Source organism: Arthrobacter sp. MDT2-34-1, from assembly GCF_059091365.1.
The window spans coordinates 1-472 of record NZ_JBNHGO010000136.1 but is presented as its reverse complement, the minus strand read 5'-3'; the positions used below and the strand labels follow the sequence as shown (position 1 = coordinate 472).

Sequence of the window (472 nt, the reverse complement as noted above, 5' to 3'; positions counted from 1 at the left end):
TTCTCTTTTAATCCTTCCTGAACCTGGGTGCCCGACGCTGCTAGGACGGGAACGTCGGGGTAGGTCACGAACAGCACACTTCCCGCACCATCGCTGTCGGCGATCACCCAGTCCATCAAAGACAGCCCGGAGGCAGCGATGTTATCCACGTTAGCGACATTGCCGTAAATACCGTTCGCCTCGCCTTCGACATCACCCACTGAGGAATTCAGGAAGATCGGAACGTCTGCAGCTTTCGCCGCCTCGAGCCCCGACTCGATCGCATCGACACTGGTCGAGTTGATCATGATGTAGTCGGCACCACCGGCAATTGCTTGCTCGATAGCGTTGCTGGTGCCCTGGGGGTCCGCTGCGTCGGTGGCCAAAACCCGGCCCTCCCAACCCAGGGCAGCCGTCGCTTCCTTGAAGGGTTGATCCATGGGCGTAGCAGTCGAGTTGTTGAGCCGAATCAAGTAGCCGACCTTCCCCTCCT

1 protein-coding gene is annotated in these 472 nt (G+C 59.1%); it reads right to left on the bottom strand.

Going from position 1 to position 472, the window contains the following annotated elements:
* Positions 1 to 419: substrate-binding domain-containing protein (locus AC5RVV_RS18040; protein WP_494002718.1), on the bottom strand; the 419-nt coding region annotated here is incomplete at its 3' end.
* Between the last annotated feature and the right edge of the window lie 53 nt (positions 420 to 472).